This is a genomic window from Streptomyces sp. NPDC051109 (assembly GCF_044455885.1).
In the GTDB taxonomy this organism is placed as follows: Bacteria; Actinomycetota; Actinomycetes; order Streptomycetales; family Streptomycetaceae; genus Streptomyces.
This window is the reverse complement of the sequence record NZ_JBITFF010000001.1, coordinates 407,735-422,549: the sequence shown is the minus strand read 5'-3', so window position 1 is coordinate 422,549 and position 14,815 is coordinate 407,735. Positions and strand designations below refer to the sequence as shown.

13 protein-coding genes and 1 pseudogene are annotated in these 14,815 nt (G+C 74.2%); 5 read left to right on the top strand and 9 right to left on the bottom strand.

Annotated features, from left to right (window positions below; genetic code table 11):
* Nucleotides 1-29: 29 nt before the first annotated feature.
* Together ACIBAD_RS01770 and ACIBAD_RS01765 are read right to left on the bottom strand one after the other, a co-directional pair.
* Nucleotides 30-977: an ADP-ribosylglycohydrolase family protein gene (locus tag ACIBAD_RS01770; RefSeq protein ID WP_398903685.1), complete on the bottom strand. Its 948-nt coding sequence runs from the start codon at nucleotides 975-977 to the stop codon at nucleotides 30-32.
* Nucleotides 978-1,094: 117 nt separating this feature from the next.
* Nucleotides 1,095-1,403 (bottom strand): VOC family protein, encoded by a 309-nt coding sequence (locus ACIBAD_RS01765; protein WP_398903683.1) that lies wholly within the window; start codon nucleotides 1,401-1,403, stop codon nucleotides 1,095-1,097.
* Nucleotides 1,404-1,617: 214 nt separating this feature from the next.
* Here ACIBAD_RS01765 and ACIBAD_RS01760 point away from each other — a divergent pair, with 214 nt between their 5' ends.
* The 3 genes and pseudogenes from ACIBAD_RS01760 to ACIBAD_RS01750 form a co-directional block, all read left to right on the top strand.
* On the top strand, nucleotides 1,618-2,133 hold the full coding sequence (locus ACIBAD_RS01760) for a hypothetical protein (RefSeq protein ID WP_398903681.1): 516 nt from the start codon (nucleotides 1,618-1,620) through the stop codon (nucleotides 2,131-2,133).
* 43 nt (nucleotides 2,134-2,176) lie between these two features.
* Nucleotides 2,177-3,781, top strand: coding sequence for an apolipoprotein N-acyltransferase (gene lnt / locus ACIBAD_RS01755; protein ID WP_398903679.1), 1,605 nt, complete (start codon nucleotides 2,177-2,179; stop codon nucleotides 3,779-3,781).
* A 58-nt stretch (nucleotides 3,782-3,839) separates the two neighbouring features.
* Nucleotides 3,840-4,304, top strand: a pseudogene (locus ACIBAD_RS01750) (NUDIX hydrolase); the annotation flags it as partial.
* Between the two features lie 197 nt (nucleotides 4,305-4,501).
* Here the strand turns inward: ACIBAD_RS01750 and ACIBAD_RS01745 are convergent.
* Nucleotides 4,502-5,266, bottom strand: coding sequence for a trypsin-like serine peptidase (locus ACIBAD_RS01745; protein ID WP_398903677.1), 765 nt, complete (start codon nucleotides 5,264-5,266; stop codon nucleotides 4,502-4,504).
* A 177-nt stretch (nucleotides 5,267-5,443) separates the two neighbouring features.
* Between ACIBAD_RS01745 and ACIBAD_RS01740 the strand changes: the two genes are divergently transcribed.
* Nucleotides 5,444-6,268, top strand: coding sequence for an alpha/beta hydrolase (locus ACIBAD_RS01740; protein ID WP_398903675.1), 825 nt, complete (start codon nucleotides 5,444-5,446; stop codon nucleotides 6,266-6,268).
* A 6-nt stretch (nucleotides 6,269-6,274) separates the two neighbouring features.
* Here ACIBAD_RS01740 and ACIBAD_RS01735 read toward each other — a convergent pair whose 3' ends face one another.
* Nucleotides 6,275-7,732: a hypothetical protein gene (locus ACIBAD_RS01735; RefSeq protein WP_398903673.1), complete on the bottom strand. Its 1,458-nt coding sequence runs from the start codon at nucleotides 7,730-7,732 to the stop codon at nucleotides 6,275-6,277.
* A 160-nt stretch (nucleotides 7,733-7,892) separates the two neighbouring features.
* Between ACIBAD_RS01735 and ACIBAD_RS01730 the strand changes: the two genes are divergently transcribed.
* Nucleotides 7,893-9,182, top strand: a complete 1,290-nt coding sequence (locus ACIBAD_RS01730) for an ATP-binding protein (protein WP_398903671.1) — start codon at nucleotides 7,893-7,895, stop codon at nucleotides 9,180-9,182.
* Between the two features lie 207 nt (nucleotides 9,183-9,389).
* Here ACIBAD_RS01730 and ACIBAD_RS01725 read toward each other — a convergent pair whose 3' ends face one another.
* The 5 genes from ACIBAD_RS01725 to ACIBAD_RS01705 all read right to left on the bottom strand — a co-directional run bounded on the left by ACIBAD_RS01725 (nucleotide 9,390) and on the right by ACIBAD_RS01705 (nucleotide 14,709).
* A complete protein-coding gene (locus tag ACIBAD_RS01725; protein WP_398903669.1) occupies nucleotides 9,390-10,013 on the bottom strand; it encodes a hypothetical protein in 624 nt (207 codons plus the stop codon).
* The gene (locus ACIBAD_RS01720; RefSeq protein ID WP_398903667.1) at nucleotides 10,010-11,620 is read right to left on the bottom strand and encodes a serine/threonine-protein kinase; all 1,611 of its coding nucleotides are present in this window, start codon (nucleotides 11,618-11,620) and stop codon (nucleotides 10,010-10,012) included. The genes ACIBAD_RS01725 and ACIBAD_RS01720 overlap by 4 nt, the downstream gene beginning before the upstream one ends.
* Nucleotides 11,621-11,808: 188 nt before the next feature.
* The gene (locus tag ACIBAD_RS01715) at nucleotides 11,809-13,065 is read right to left on the bottom strand and encodes a Tm-1-like ATP-binding domain-containing protein (protein WP_134068171.1); all 1,257 of its coding nucleotides are present in this window, start codon (nucleotides 13,063-13,065) and stop codon (nucleotides 11,809-11,811) included.
* 48 nt (nucleotides 13,066-13,113) lie between these two features.
* The gene (locus ACIBAD_RS01710) at nucleotides 13,114-13,602 is read right to left on the bottom strand and encodes an NUDIX domain-containing protein (RefSeq protein WP_134068170.1); all 489 of its coding nucleotides are present in this window, start codon (nucleotides 13,600-13,602) and stop codon (nucleotides 13,114-13,116) included.
* A gap of 57 nt (nucleotides 13,603-13,659) precedes the next feature.
* The gene (locus tag ACIBAD_RS01705) at nucleotides 13,660-14,709 is read right to left on the bottom strand and encodes a cation diffusion facilitator family transporter (protein WP_134068169.1); all 1,050 of its coding nucleotides are present in this window, start codon (nucleotides 14,707-14,709) and stop codon (nucleotides 13,660-13,662) included.
* Nucleotides 14,710-14,815: the final 106 nt, after the last annotated feature.

Here is a 14,815-nt window from a genome sequence, read left to right as displayed (position 1 = left end):
GCGGGGGAGCCGGGCGCTGACCGCGCGGGCTACGCGGGGCCCGCCAGCGACCGGGCGAGCGCGCGCAGCCCGTCCGCGTCCAGCACCCGGTCCCCGAATGCGGGCAGCGGTACGTGCAGCGGAGCCGTCCACTGCGGCGGGATCGCGGCCTGGCCGTAGCGGGCCCCGGCGAGGGTGCCGGTGACCGCCGCCACCGTGTCGGTGTCCCCGCCCAGGTCCACGGCCGCCCGTACGGCCCCGGCGAACCCGGTGGTCGTCCGCAGCGCCCACACCGCGGAGCCCAGGCAGGGCCACACCGCCCCGTTGAATTCGGTGGCCAGTCCGGGATGCCAGTCGGGGGCGAGGACCACCCCGTATCGCGCGCGGTGGTCCGGGTGCACCGCGTCGAGCACCTCGGGGAGCGCGGCCAGCGGATCACCCCCGCCGAGCGTCACCCGTACGAGCTCGTGCAGTACGGCCGTACCCTCCCAGGCCGCCCGGTCGCCGTGCGTGAGGGCCGCGATCCGCCGGGCGGCGTCCATCGTCCCCTCCCGCCCGGCGGCGGCGAAGTACACGGCCGAGGTGGAGGCCCGCATCAGGGAACCGTTGCCCGCCGCGCGCGCGTTGATCTGGAAGTGCAGTGCGGCGGCCAGGTCCCAGGCCTCGCCGTTCGTCAGCACGTCCTCCGTCTGGAGGCCGATGTCCTTGGGCCGGGCGGCCGCCCAGCGCTGGAACCGCCCGAACACGTCGGCGAGTTCGAGGCCGTCGTGCTCCAGGAGGGACTCGCCGACCAGGACCGCCATCTGCGTGTCGTCGGTCGCCTCGCCCGGATCCCAGCCCCCGCCCCCGGTCATCTCCTGGCCGCGTGCGGTCAGTTCCCCGGCGGGCCCGAACTCGTAGGGCGCGCCGAGGGCGTCGCCGACGGCCGAACCCAGAACGGCGCCCACGGCGCGGTCGAGTCGAGTGATCACAGTTCCTCCTCGGGCGGTTCGGGGCATGCGCAGGCCAGTACACCGCGTGCGAAGCCGTCGAGGGTCCTCGTTCGTCGGGATCCTCCGTCGAGGGTCTCGGGGTCGCACGGGACCGCCGGGGCCGGGGGCCTCCCGCCCCCGCGCCTACGCGTCCGCCGAGCGCGCCCGCAAGTCGGCCGGGGGTACGTCCTCGATGTGGGTCAGGAAGATCCACAGGTGGCCGAACGGGTCGCGGAGGACGGCGGTGCGGTCGCCGTGGAACTGGTCCGCCGGGAGCTGGAGCAGGTCCGCCCCCTCGGCCACCGCCGTGCGGACGAGCGCGTCCGCGTCCGGTACGAAGACGTGCAGTGCGGCAGAGGTGCCCCCCAGGGCCGACGGGGCCGTGAACGGGACTTCGGAGACGTCCCCGAGCATCAGCACCGCCCCGGCCACCCGGACTTCGGCGTGCAGCACCCCGCCCCCAGGGTGGTGGAGCCGGAAGTCCTCGACGGCGCCGAAGGCCCGTCCGTAGAGAGAGTGCCGCAGCCGCGTCGGCCACCATGATGTGCGGCACCGCCGCCGTGCGGTAGCGGCGCGCCTGCGACGGCGCTCCGGCGCGTCCGACGCGTCCGTGCCGAGTGGGCCAGAGGCGGTGCCGCGCATGCGGAACGTGAGTACGCTGCTACACATGACGGTTCACCCCCCGGGTCCGCTGTGGACGGGACGGGCCTCCAACCGCGCGCAATGGCTGATCGCCGCGGCCGGAGCGGCCTGCCTCGCGCTCGGCGTCGAGCTCGCCGTCGACTCGAACTGGACCTCCGGCGTCGTCCCGCTCCTGATGTCCGTGATCGGCTGCCTCGCCGTCGGACTGCTGATCCTCTACGGCACGCTCGCCTTCGTGCACGTCGCCGTCACCGTCGACGCCGAAGCCATGGTGGTCCGCTGCGGCCACATCGGGCTGCCGCGCCGCAAGATCCGGCTCGCGGAGGTGGCCTCCGCCGAGTTCGTCCCCCGGATCACCCCCCAGCAGTGGGGCGGCTGGGGCTACCGCTGGCGGCCCGAAAGAGGAACCGCCGTCATCGTGCGGCGCGGCGAGGGAGTGGAGCTGCGGCTCGGCGACGGCAAGGTGTTCACCGTCACCGTCGACGACGCCGAGAACGCGGTCCGGGTCATCCGCACCCACCTGCGCGCCCTTGCCCGCTGAGGGTTCTCCCGCTGCCCGCCGGCGGGCACGTACACTCCGGCAGATGAGCAGCAGTGTCACCGCACAGCCCGGTTCCGGTGTCGACGCGGAAGCGGAACCCGCAACCCCCGCCGCGTCCCCCCGGCGGTGGGCGGCCTCCTGGCCCGTGCGCCCAGCCCTCGCCGTCTGCTCCGGGGTGCTGCTCTACCTGAGCTTCCCGCCCCGCCCGCTGTGGTGGCTGGCACCCTTCGCCCTCGCCCTGCTCGGCGCCTGCCTCCACGGCCGCCGCGCCCGCGCCGGCTTCGGCCTCGGCTTCCTGCACGGACTGGGCTTCCTGCTGCCGCTGCTCATCTGGACCGGCGAGGGGGTGGGCCCGGTCCCGTGGCTGGCCCTCGCCACCCTCGAAGCCCTCCTGGTCGGCCTCACCGGCCTCGGACTGGCCCTCGTCAGCCGGCTCCCCGCCTGGCCCCTGTGGGGCGCGGCCGTGTGGATCGCCGGAGAGGCGCTGCGCGCCAGGGCCCCCTTCGGCGGTTTCCCCTGGGGCAAGCTCGCCTTCGGCCAGGCCGACGGCGTCTTCCTCCCGCTCGCCGCCCTCGGCGGCACCCCGCTGCTCTCCTTCGCCGTGGCCCTGTGCGGATTCGGGCTCTACGAGGCGCTGCGCGTCGGTGCCGACACCCGGCGGGCCACCGCCGCGCTGCTCGCCGCGACCGCCGTGGCCGCCCCGCTCGCCGGGGCCCTGGCCTCCCGGCCGCTGGTCTCCGACGCCGCCGAGGAGGGCACCGCGGTCGCCGCCGTCGTCCAGGGCAACGTCCCGCGCGCCGGGTTCGACTTCAACGCCCAGCGCCGCGCGGTCCTCGACAACCACGCCAACCGCACGCTCCAGCTCGCCGCGGACGTCAAGGCCGGCCGCGTCCCGAAGCCCGACTTCGTCGTCTGGCCGGAGAACTCCTCCGACATCGACCCGTACACCCAGCCCGACGCGTACGAGGTCATCGACAACGCGGTCAAGGCGATCGGCGTCCCGGTCGCGATCGGCTCCGTACTGGTCCCGGAGACCGGGCCGCTGCGCAACACGATGATCTTGTGGGACCCGGTCAAGGGACCCGTCGACACCTACGACAAGCGCAAGATCCAGCCCTTCGGCGAGCGCATCCCGATGCGGTCCGTCGTCCGGCTCTTCAGCTCGGACGTGGACCGGGTGCAGCGCGACTTCGGCCCCGGCAAGGAGCCGGGCGTGTTCGCCATGGGGGGCAGCGCGGTCGGCATGGTCACCTGCTTCGAGGCCGCCTTCGACGACGCCGTGCGCTCCACGGTCCAGGACGGCGCACAGGTGATCGCCGTACCGAGCAACAACGCCACCTTCGGCCGCTCGCAGATGACGTACCAGCAGCTCGCGATGGACCGGGTGCGGGCGGTCGAGCACAGCCGGACCGTGCTCGTGCCCGTCACCAGCGGCGTCAGTGCCGTGATCCGCCCCGACGGGGAGATCGTCCGGCAGACGGAGATGTTCACGGCCGACGCGCTCGTCGCCGAGATCCCGCTGCGCTCAGCGCAGACCCCGGCCACCCGTTTCGGCCCGCTGCCGGAGTACCTGCTGCTCGTGGTCGCCGCGGGCGGCCTCGGCTGGTCCCTCGCCCGCCGGATCCGGTCCCGACGGACGGCCGCCTGAGGCGGACCGGCGGACCGGCGCGCCCCGATCAGTGCGCGCGGCCTCGTAGGGTCGGGGGATGACCACTCCTGAGTTCATCCGCCAGATCCGCGCCGCCGCCGGGAACCAGCTGCTCCTGCTGCCCGGGGTCACCGCCATCGTCTTCGACGACGAGGGGCGGGTGCTGCTCGGCCGGCGCTCCGACACCGGCCGCTGGTCCGTGGTCGGCGGGATCGCGGAGCCGGGGGAGCAGCCCGCGCAGACGGCGGTGCGCGAGGTGTACGAGGAGACGGCGGTGCACTGCGTCCCGGAGCGGGTGGTACTGGTCCAGATGCTGGAGCCGATCACCTATCCGAACGGCGACGTCTGCCAGTTCCAGGACATCACCTTCCGCTGCCGCGCCACCGGCGGCGAGGCACGCGTCAACGACAGCGAGTCGCTGGAGGTGGCCTGGTTCGAGGTGGAGGCCCTGCCCGAGCTGGAGCCGTTCGCGGTGGACCGCATCCTGCGCGCCCGACGCGAGGACCCGACCTGGTTCGCGCCGCTGGAGGGCTCGACGGCGGAGACCGCCATGCCGGACGAGGCCCCCGAGGCCCTGCGCGCCGAGCTGGAACGGACGCGCGCCGAGCGCGACGCGGCCCTGAGCGACGCCGCCCGCCTGCGGATCCACGTCGAGTCCCTGAAGCAGCCGAGCGATTTCCACACGGAAGCGGTCGGGCGGGCCGGTGACCCCGTGGACGGTCAGCCCGCGGAGACCGCCGCCTCGCGGTAGAGCTCCAGGGCCTGGTCGTCCATGACCGCGCTGTACGAGACCTCCGGAACCGCGCCGCCGCCCTCGTAGCCGCCCAGGACGCCGGCCAGCGCGCCGTCCGCCAGCCAGGGGCTGCCGCTCGTGCCGCCGCTGAGGTCCGGGCAGTCGATCCGGCGCTGGGTCTCCGAGAACAGGCTGGTGGTGTTCGCGCAGCGCAGCGGGGCCTCGTCGCCGCTGGGGTAGCCGAGGATCGTCACCGTCACGTCGTCCGGCTGCTCGATCGCCACCGGGAAGCCGCCCACCGCGTCCTCGATGCGCGCCGTGCCGCCTTCCGCCGGGGCGACCGTCGCGAAGGCGACGTCCTCGTCCGGGTCCTTCCCCTCCACCCAGGCCGGGGCGACGGACACGCCCGTCAGCTTCCAGATGCCGTACGGGGCCTTGCCGTCCCGGTAGCCCGGCGCGAACACGGTGGTGTCCGGGTTGTCCAGGCAGTGCGCGGCCGTGGCGATCACATCGCGGTCGTCGCTGTGCACGACGGCCGCGGTGCAGAAGTGCCCGCCGTCCAGGTCGCCCGCGAACAGGGCGCCGACCCGGTTCGCCGTCGGGTCGGACCCGGCCTCGGCGGTGACCCCCAGGGGCGGCACGGCCGCCGCGTCGGGCAGGTCCACGCTCAGCAGCGCGGCCATCGCGGCCAGCGCCAGCAGGATCCGGGACGCCCGCCGGGCGCGGGGGCCGTGGGCCGGTCGGGGAAGCATGCGCGGGATCATGCCCCGAGCCTCCCCGCCGAAGCTATGTCCGGAGCCTGATATTCCATATGAATGTCCTGTGAATCGGCGATCCGTGCACGTGCCGCGGTTTCTGCTCCGCAGGCGGCCGTGCGCCGCGCGGGCGAGACTGGCAGAGGCGGCAGGGGGTCCAGGAGGTGTCCCGCCATGACCGCACAGCACCGCACGCCCGTGGTGTTCATCCACGGCCTCTGGCTGCATTCCACGAGCTGGGAGGGGTGGGCCGACGCCTTCCGTGAAGCCGGGTACGAGCCCGTCCTGCCGGAGTGGCCCGGGGTCCCCGACAGCGTCGCCGAGGCCCGCCGCCGGCCCGACGACCAGGCCGGGGTCGGACTCGTCGAGATCTCCGACGCGCACGCCAGGGTGATCCGCGACCTGCCCGCCCGACCCGTCCTCGTGGGGCACTCGGTCGGCGGGTTCATCGCCCAGCACCTGCTCGGGCAGGGCCTCGCCCAGGCCGCCGTCGCCATCTGCCCCGGGCAGATCAAGGGCGTCAAGGCCATCGCCCCGGCCCAGGCCAAGTCGACGTTCGCCGTCCTGCACAACCCGGGCAACACCCGCCGGTCCGTCTCGCTCAACCGCGAGCAGTTCCGCTACGGCTTCGCCAACGCCGTCTCCGAGGAGGAGTCCGAGGAGCTGTACGACGAGTGGACCATCCCGAGCACCGCCCGACCCCTGTTCCAGCTCGCGCTCGGCAACTTCACCCCGCACTCCCCGGCCGAGGTCGACACCGGCAACGAGACCCGCGGGCCGCTGCTCCTGCTGTCCGGCAGGCTCGACCACACCGTCCCGGACCTGCTGACCCGCTCGACCTACAAGCAGTACCGCCACTCGCACGCGACCACCGAGTACCAGTGCTTCGAGGACCGCGGCCACTCCCTGACCGTCGACCACGGCTGGCCCGACCTGGCCCGCGCCTCGCTGTCCTGGCTGGACTCCCACACCGGGGCGGCCCGCCCCCGGGCCGCGTGAGGGCGCCTACCGGCGCTCGTACACCGTCACCCGGCGGCCCCGGACCTGGCGGTCCTCCACCACCGTGAACCGCTCCTTCAGCACCGCCGCCTTCGCCGCGTCCCGGGCCGCCCCCGAGGGCTTCGCCACCTTCGCCGCGTCCGTCACCAGCAGCACCCGCGACTGCCGGAGCAGCACCTCCCGTATCCGCGCCGGGTCCGCCTCCTCGCCCTTGAGGGTCGCCGAGGCGACCGGACTCCGTTCCAGGGCCACGTCCGCCAGCCCCGCGAACGCCCCCGGCGAGACCAGCGCCGTGTCCCGCCTGGCGGCCGGTACGAACAGCACCGCGTCCCCCGGACGCCCCAGGCGGGCCACCTCCCCGGCCACCGCCAGTACGTCGTCGACCCGGCTGGCCGGCGCACGCTTGCCCAGTTCCACCGGCAGCAGCGCCAGCACCGCGACCCCGACCACGCCCGGCACGAGCAGGCCCGCCGCCCTCGGGAACCGGGGCCGGGCCGCCCGTACGGCCGCCCCCAGCCCCGCCCCGATCAGCAGGGCCAGCCCCACCATGCTGAACAGCACGTACCGGTCCAGGAACAGCGGCTGGACCAGCGAGATCCCGATCAGGCCCAGCTGCGGCACCGCCAGCAGCGGCAGCCCCACCGCGGCCGCCGACAGCCGGCCCGCACGCGGCCGGTCCAGCCGGGCCCCGAGACCACCGACGGCCAGCAGGATCGCCGGGCCGATCATCATGTGCCAGGTCAGCGGCGGTATCCACGACACCTGATCGGACTGGCTCCGGCTGAACAGCACCAGCGGCAGCGCCCCCGCCACCGCGCAGGCCCCGGACGCCGCCCAGCGCAGCCACGACGCGCGCCCGGCCCGCACCCACCACAGCGTCGCCGCATGGGCGGGCAGGACCAGCAGCGACAGCCAGTTCAGCAGCGCGCACACCAGCACCGCGACCGCGTACGCCGTCCACCGCGGCCAGGCCCGCCGCCCGGGCCCGGCCGGCGCGGACAGCAGGGACACCAGCAGCAGCGTGGACAGCCCGGCACCGGCCGCGACCAGCGCGTACGGCCGGCCCTCCTGGAGGTAGAACTGCACGGCCGGCAGCAGCCCGAGCGCCAGCCCGCCGCCGAGCCCCGCCCAGACCCCGGCCAGCCGCCGCCCGATCACGGCCACGCACCCCGCGGCGGCCGCCACCGCCAGGACCGACGGCAGCCGCAGCGTGGTCGTACTCGCCCCGAACAGCTCGAAGAGCCCGTGCATCAACAGGTAGTACAGCCCGTGGACGGCGTCGACGTTGCCGAGCATGTCCACGATCTCGCCCGCCGACCGCCCGGCCACCTGCCAGGTCGCCGCCTCGTCCCGCCACACGCTGTCCTGCCGCGAGAGCCCCCACAGGCCCAGGGCGACGGTCCACAGGGAGGGGAGCAGCCAGACGAGGGGCCCGCGTCGGGCCGAGGGTATGTGGCAAGGCATGAAAGTGCTGGAATCCTCGGTCTGGCGTTCGGGCGGAAGGCACCAGTCTATGGACGCGGCGGAGGACTTCCGGACCGGCTGTTGTGCACCGCGGAGCGTGATCGCCGGGCCCGCCCGCCCCTAGCCTCGCCGCAGGAGCACGAACGAGGGGCGGTACCCGGTGAACTGGCTCATCCACGACTACCGCGAGAGCGATCTCGCCGCTGTCGTCCACCTGATCGACACGACTGCCGAACTCGGCCAGGAGTCCGTCTTCTCGCTCGCCGAGTGCATCAGCGCCCTCACCGACCGGCAGCCGTGCGTGGTCGCCGTCCACCAGGGCGTCCCGATCGGCGCGGCCCTCGCCTGCGTCAGCGGCGAACGGGCCTGGGTCATGCGGATCGCGATCGCCGCGGGCTGGCGCGGCCGCGGCCTGGCCAGCGCCCTCCTCGTCGAGCTGGAGCGGCGGCTGATCGCGGCCCGCGTCGGGCGCATCGCGTACGTCCTGCCCGAGGAGGACCTGCTGGGCGAGGGCCTGCTCAACGCGGGGTACACGCGCCAGCCCGCCGTCGCCTACTTCGAGAAGACCGAGCCGCTGCACGGGCCGGCGGCCGGCCTCCTCGACGACCTCGGCGGCCGCTTCCTGCCCAATGACCTGTGGACCAAGGTCGCCGGAATGGAGCACGAGAAGGACCTCATAGAACGGCGCGTCGTGCTCCCGCTCGCCGAGCCCGAGCGGGCCGCCGCGCACGGGGTGCGGCCGCCGCGCGCCATCACCCTCTTCGGCCCGCCCGGCACCGGCAAGACCACCTTCGCCCGGGCCATCGCCTCCCGGCTCGGCTGGCCCTTCGTGGAACTGCTGCCCTCCCGCCTCGCCGACGAGGGCAACCTGGCCGCCGCGCTGCGCGACGCGTTCGCCCGGATCGCCGAGCTGGAGCGGGTCCTCGTCTTCATCGACGAGGTCGAGGAGATCGCGCCCGTACGCACCGAGCCCGCGCAGCCCGGCGGGATCCACGGGGTCACCAACGAGCTGCTCAAACTGATCCCCGGATTCCGGGAGGGCGACGAGCGGCTGCTGGTGTGCGCCACCAACTCCATCCGCTCCCTGGACCCGGCGTTCCTGCGGCCCGGACGCTTCGACTACCTGATCCCGATCGGCACCCCGGACGCCGGGGCGCGCGCCGCGATCTGGTCCCGCTACACGGCGGGCCGCACCGACGTGGACGTGGCGGCGCTGGTGGCGGCGAGCGAGCTGTTCACCCCGGCCGACATCGAGCACGCGGCGCGGATCGCGGCGCAGGTGTCCTTCGAGCGGGATCTGGAGGCGGTGGGCGCGCGCGGAGCGGCGGCGGCCCAGCTCGGCGCCTCCACCCAGGACTACCTGGCGGCGGTCGCGCAGTGCCGGCCGACGGTGACCCCGGCGATGACGGGGGAGTTCGAGGCGGACATCACCGCCCACGCCAGGTTCTGAAACCGGAACGGAACACGGGGCACGGACCCGGCCTGCCACGGACAGGTCGGCAGGGACGGCCCGCAGCCACTCCCCGAAGCGGCTGCGGGCCTCCCGCGCGGACTGCCATCCGTGCGGGACGGCCGCGCCCCGATGGGGTGTTCGCCGGCTGGAACGAGACGCGCGGGGATGTCGGAGGCGTCCCTGAGCCCTCGTCAACGCCCCGGGTCAACCAGCGGGCGTGTCCGCGCAGCGGTACGTGAACTGCGTCGCCGCGGTGCGCTGTCCGGGCGAGACCAGCCGGAGCTCGGCCCCGGCCCCGTAGGTGCCCCGGCCCTGGAAGGTCCACAGCAGGTGCAGCCGGGCCTCCTTCCTCCCCCGCGGCACCCGCTCGGTGAGCTGCTCCGACTGCGTGCCGTCGGAGCGGATCCACCGGTACGTGAGGGTCCCCGGCCGCCCGTTGGTCCGTACGACGGCCACCACGTCGGCGGTCGAGTCGCAGCCGGGACCCCGCGGATCGGCGGTCGCGACCGTCACGTCCCGTACTTCGAGGGCGGGTCCGTACCGCTGCCAGGCCAGGTACGCCAGCACCGCCAGCAGGACCACGGCGGCCAGGGTGTACCGGCGCCACTCCCCGCGCCGGCGGGGCGCCACCGGTTCCGCGACCACCACGGGGAACGGCGCCGGCATGGCGGCCGTCACCCCGGGCCCGAACCGCAGGACCGAGCCTTCGACCCGGTCGGGCACGGCTTCCTGCGGCTGGACCCGAGTCTGCTGCGGCGCCTGCTGCGGCCCGCTGAACCAGTGGCTGCCGAGGACGGTGGCGCTGTAGTCGTCGTCGCTGTCGCTCATGAGATCGTGCACCGCCTGATGAAGACCTGGCTGGTCGAGGAACCGTTGCCGGCGGCGGGCCTGGTGGTGGCGCGCACGCCCCAGTAGCAGCCCGCACCGGAGAAGGTGTGGGTCTTGACGAGCGGTGCGGCGGCGCCCGGCTGGTACGTGAGGGTGTCCGCGGGGCCGTCCGCCTTGCCCAGCCGCCCCGCCACGTCACCCGTGAACCATTCGAGCACCACCGTCACCGGCGCGGTGCCCTTCGCCTCGACGCTCACGGTCGCCTGGCCGAGGGAGTTCCCCGTCTGGCGGATGGTGACGGACACCGCGCCGACGACCACCGTCGGCTTCGGCGAGGGCGGCGCGGTGGTGGGCGGCGGGGTCGTCGGAGCCGTGACCGCGGGCGTCACCACCGGCGACTGGCTCGGGCTCGGAGTGGACGACGGCGACGCGGACGCGGACGCGGACAGTGACGGGGAAGGGGAGGCGGACGGCGCGGGACCGGCCGACGTGCTCGGGCCCGGCGCCGGCGCGGGGCCCGTACCGCCGGGGCTCGCGCTCGACGTCGCGAACGCGTTCAGCGCCGCCGCCCCGCCGGCCTCCCCGCCGGCCGCGCTGTAGGTGAGCGCCGTCAAGACCCCGAGGACCAGCGCCGCGCCGCCCGCGATCAGCCCGCGCCGGCCCGGGGCCCAGCGGGAGGGCGCCGCGATCGTCGTCGTGGCCACCGCCGTGGTCCCCGCGGCCGGGGCGCCCGCGGAGGGGAACAGCAGGGGCAGCAGCGCGGCCAGCGCCGCCAGCTTGCGCTGCCCGCGCTCCTCCCAGTCGGCCCCGTACGCGGCGAGCGCCACGCCCTCCAGCTCCGCCACGAACGCCTCGGCGTTCTCCGGCCGCTCCTCCGGCGCCTTGGCCAGCCCCCGCCGGATCAGCGGGCGGACGGGCTCCGGGGCCTCGGTCTCGGGTACGGGCGCCTCTACGTGCTGGACCGCGAGCTCCGCGAAGTTCTCCCCCGCGAACGGCTTGCGGCCGGTCAGGCACTCGAAGAAGGTCGCCGTCGCCGCGTACACGTCCGCCGCGGGCGAGGCCGGGCGGCCCTGCCACTGCTCGGGGGCCATGTACGCCGGGGTGCCGGCCACGCCGGGCGTCGTACCGCGGCGCGCCGCGATCCCGAAGTCCACCAGCTTCGAGGAGCCGTCGGCGGCGACCAGGACGTTCTCGGGCTTGTAGTCGCGGTGGACCACGCCCGCCCGGTGCGCGGCGGCCAGGCCCAGCAGCGAGCCCTTGAGCACCACCAGCGCGGCCTCGGGATCGGCCTGCCCGGCCTGCTTCAGCAGGGCGCGCAGGGAGATCCCGTCGACCAGCTCCATCACGATGGCGGCGCCGGCGGGCGCCTCCACGTACTCGTACAACCGGACCACGTACGGGGTGTCCAATCCGCCGAGGAGGCGGGCCTCGGCCCGGAACTCCCCGACGAACGCCGGGTCCTCGCGCATCCGGTCGCTGAGGTACTTCACGGCGACCGGCGTGCCCGTGGCCTCGTGGACGGCGAGTACCACGCGGCCGCTGCCGCCCGAGCCGAGCTCCCGGACCTGCGCATAGCCGGGCACCGTCCACGCGTTCTTCATCGTCATGCCCCCGTCCCCGTCCCGTCCCGTGTCCCCGTCCGCGGCGTCACCGGGCCCCGGGCAGCGGGCCCGCTCGTGCCGAGCGGGCACACCCAGGGACACGGTTTCCGCCACGGCCGGTTCCCAACCGCGCGGAGCATCTCACACGGTGTCCGGGGTGGGCTCATGGGGGCTCTACACGGGTCGTCCGGGGATCACGCCGCGGCCTGCGCCGCGCCGATCATGGTGTGCAGCCGGTCGGCCGCCGCCCTCCCGAAGTCCGGGTCGTTGATGTGGGTGTCGTAGTCGTAGAGCCGGGCGGAACTGCCCCGCAGCCCCTCGCGCAGCGCCGAGAACAGCGCCCGGTCCGCGTCCGGGTCGTGGTAGGTGCCGCCCGGGGCGCCGAGCGTGGACAGTCCGCGAAGCGGGACGCAGACGGCCGTGGGACCGGTCGCGGCGCGGAGTTTGGCGGCGACCCGGCGCCCGAGCTCCGCGCACTCGGCAGGGGTCGTACGGACCACCGTGATGGACGGGTTGTGTACGTGGACCCGGCGGTAGCGGGCCCGTTCGGGCAGGGTCTCCAGCGGGCCGAACTTCACCATGTCCAGCGCCCCCAGGCTCACCACCTGCGGAATCCCGGCCCGCCCGGCGGCGCTCAGCCGGTCGGGGCCGGCGGTGAGGATGCCGCCGCACAGGTCGTCGGCGAGCTCGCTGAGCGTGAGGTCGAGGACGCCCGCGAAGATGCCCTGGCCGGCCAGGGTCTCCAGGGTGCGGCCGCCGGTGCCGCTGACGTGGAAGACCAGTACCTCGTACCCGAGTCCGGTCAGCCGCTCGCGGGCGGCGTCCACCCCGGTCGTGGTGACGCCCGCCATGCTCGCGGCTATCAGCGGGCGGGAGCCGGCGCCCAGCCTGGCCGGGCGGTTCGGCTCCCGGGACGCGCGTTCGAAGGCCTTGGCCATCCCCGCGGCCGCCTCGACCGCGTTCGCCATGACCGGCGCGGAGATGCTGTTGATCCCCGCGATGTCCACCACGCTGTACATCATCGTGACGTCCGAGGATCCGACGTACGGGGCCACGTCCCCGGACGCCATGGACGAGACCATCAGCTTCGGCACGCCGAGCGGCAGCGCGCGCATGGCCCGGGTGGCGATGGAGGTGCCGCCGCTGCCGCCTATGGCGAGCACCGCGTGCAGCCGGCCTTCGGCGTGCAGGCGCAACAGCGTCGCCTCGGCACCTTCGGCCATCGCCGTCACGGCCGCGCCCCGGTCGGCGGCCGCGCGCAGTTCCGACAGCTCCGTTCCCGCTGCCCGGGCCACCGCTTCGCGCGGTACGTCCGCGGGTACCCGGGGTTCGCCCATGATTCCCGTGTCGACCATGATCACTTCGACGCCGGTGCGCAGCAGCCCCTCGCGCAGCCAGCCGTACTCGACACCCTTGGTGTCCAGGGTTCCCACCAGCACGACGCTCGTCATATGTGCAATGTCCATGGAGGTGGGGTTTGTTGGCAAGTCAAGGTCGGGTCAACCTCTCGGTAGCCCCAACAGCCTCTCCAGGAAGGGGATTTGAGAGGTGATCAGCTTGGTTCTGGCCATCGGCGGAGTGAACCAGGCCACCCGGTCCAGCTCGGGGAATTCCTGCGTCCGGCCCGAGTGCGGGGGCCACTCCATCGTGAAGGTCCCGGGCACCATCAGCGCCGGATCCAGGTCCGCCCGTACCGCCCAGATCGTCACCAGCTTGCCGCCGGGGATCCGCAGCTCGCCCAGCGGCAGGTACGGGCCCTCCGGCGGGGGCAGGCCGATCTCCTCGGTGAACTCCCGGCGGGCCGCGTCGATCGGGGTCTCGTCCTCCTCGTACTCGCCCTTGGGGATGGCCCACGACCCGTCGTCCTTGTGCTCCCAGAAAGGGCCGCCCATGTGGCCGAGGAGCACCTCGATGCCGTCGTCCGGGGGGCCGGCGGACCGGGCGGCCGGGCGGAACAGGAGCAGTCCTGCGCTGCGCTTCTGCGTCATGCGTGCATGCATGCCCCGCTGCGTCATGCGTGCATGCATGCCCCGCGCGAGGGCCTCTCAGTGGTCGTGCGGTCCCTGCCGGTGCACCGGGCCGTGCGCGTCGGCGCAATGCGGGTCGGCCGGGTCCCCGCCCGGGCGTCCGACCGTGAGCAGTGCCTCCTGTACGTGGTCCACCTGGAGGGTGGTGTGCGTGATCCCGTACTCCTTCTCCAGCAGCCGCTCCAGGTCGCGCCGTACGGCGTGGCAGTCGCCGGCCGGTTCGACCAGGACGTGTGCGGACAGCGCCGCCTGCCCGGAGGTGATGGTCCAGATGTGCAGGTCGTGGACCTCGGTGACCGGCGGGTGCCCGACGAGCCGGTCGCCGACCGCGTCCGGGTCCATGTGGGCCGGGGCGGCCTCCAGGAAGATCCGGCCGGATTCGCGGACCAGCCCGTAGCCCGCCCGGACCATCAGCACCACGACCACCAGCGTGGCGATCGCGTCGGCCTGGACGAATCCCGTGGTGAGCACGATCAGACCGGCGACGGCGGTGCCGATGAAGGCGAACAGGTCGTTCAGGATGTGCTGGTAGGCGCCCTCGACGGCGAGCGAGGAGCGGTTCGCCTTGGAGATGCACCACGCGGCGGCCACGTTCACCACGATGCCCGCGAGCGCCGTCACGAGGACCAGCCCGCCCGCCACCGGCGGCGGATCGAGCAGCCGCCGGACCGCCTCGTACGCCAGCCAGACCGCGAGCAGGAGCAGGGTCAGCCCGTTGGCCTGGGCGGAGAGTATCTCCGCGCGCTTGAGCCCGTACGTGAATCCGCCGCGCGCCGGGCGGGCCGCGAGCCGCATCGCGATCAGCGCGAGGACGATGGAGACGGCGTCGGTGAGCATGTGGGCGGCGTCGGAGATCAGGGCCAGCGACTGGGCCACGATGCCGACGACGACCTCGATCGCCATGAACGCTCCGATGAGGCCGAGCGCGATGGCCAGCCAGCGGCGGTCGGCGTCCGCGGAGACGCCGTGGCTGTGGCCGCCGTGCCCGCCGTGATCGTGGCCGGCGGCATGATCGTGCCCGTGGTCGTGCGGCGCGTGGCCGTCGTGCCCGTGGTCGTGCCCACTCATGGCGTCCCCCGTTTGTTCGGTTCCGACGCGTGAAGTGAAGCGCACCGTGAGGCAATGGGCAAAGGCTGCAACGGGGACCGTTGTCATTACCCATAAGACGCCGCTG

What these genes read in the sequence shown, in the direction of transcription:
- ACIBAD_RS01770 (WP_398903685.1), bottom strand. Translation starts at nt 977, where the DNA reads ATGCCCCGAACCGCCCGAGGAGGAACTGTGATCACTCGACTCGACCGC.
- ACIBAD_RS01760 (WP_398903681.1), top strand. Translation starts at nt 1,618, where the DNA reads ATGACGGTTCACCCCCCGGGTCCGCTGTGGACGGGACGGGCCTCCAAC.
- lnt (WP_398903679.1), top strand. Translation starts at nt 2,177, where the DNA reads ATGAGCAGCAGTGTCACCGCACAGCCCGGTTCCGGTGTCGACGCGGAA.
- ACIBAD_RS01745 (WP_398903677.1), bottom strand. Translation starts at nt 5,266, where the DNA reads ATGCTTCCCCGACCGGCCCACGGCCCCCGCGCCCGGCGGGCGTCCCGG.
- ACIBAD_RS01740 (WP_398903675.1), top strand. Translation starts at nt 5,444, where the DNA reads ATGACCGCACAGCACCGCACGCCCGTGGTGTTCATCCACGGCCTCTGG.
- ACIBAD_RS01735 (WP_398903673.1), bottom strand. Translation starts at nt 7,732, where the DNA reads ATGCCTTGCCACATACCCTCGGCCCGACGCGGGCCCCTCGTCTGGCTG.
- ACIBAD_RS01725 (WP_398903669.1), bottom strand. Translation starts at nt 10,013, where the DNA reads ATGAGCGACAGCGACGACGACTACAGCGCCACCGTCCTCGGCAGCCAC.
- ACIBAD_RS01720 (WP_398903667.1), bottom strand. Translation starts at nt 11,620, where the DNA reads ATGACGATGAAGAACGCGTGGACGGTGCCCGGCTATGCGCAGGTCCGG.
- ACIBAD_RS01715 (WP_134068171.1), bottom strand. Translation starts at nt 13,065, where the DNA reads ATGACGAGCGTCGTGCTGGTGGGAACCCTGGACACCAAGGGTGTCGAG.
- ACIBAD_RS01710 (WP_134068170.1), bottom strand. Translation starts at nt 13,602, where the DNA reads ATGACGCAGAAGCGCAGCGCAGGACTGCTCCTGTTCCGCCCGGCCGCC.
- ACIBAD_RS01705 (WP_134068169.1), bottom strand. Translation starts at nt 14,709, where the DNA reads ATGAGTGGGCACGACCACGGGCACGACGGCCACGCGCCGCACGACCAC.